The following is a 323-nucleotide window of genomic DNA, read 5'->3' on the forward strand; positions in this document are numbered from 1 at the left end:
GTGTATAAGAGACAGCCTACGGGTGGCTGCAGTCGAGAATCTTCGGCAATGGGCGAAAGCCTGACCGAGCGACGCCGCGTGTGGGATGAAGGCCCTTGGGTTGTAAACCACTGTCAGAGGGGATGAAGTGCATGTGAGTTATCTCATGTGTTTGACATAGCCTCAGAGGAAGCACGGGCTAAGTTCGTGCCAGCAGCCGCGGTAATACGAACCGTCCAAACGTTATTCGGATTTATTGGGCTTAAAGGGTATGTAGGCGGCCCTTCAAGTCGGGTGTGAAAGCCCTCGGCTCAACCGAGGAACTGCGCCCGATACTGTGGGGC

At 55.4% G+C, this 323-nt stretch carries 1 rRNA gene; it reads left to right on the forward strand.

Annotated elements, in window-relative coordinates:
• Window positions 1-323 (forward strand): 16S ribosomal RNA (locus tag ACTHSW_RS10855); the annotation flags it as partial.

The organism is Neisseria sp. P0008.S004 (assembly GCF_051962755.1).
Lineage (GTDB): Bacteria > Pseudomonadota > Gammaproteobacteria > Burkholderiales > Neisseriaceae > Neisseria > Neisseria subflava_A.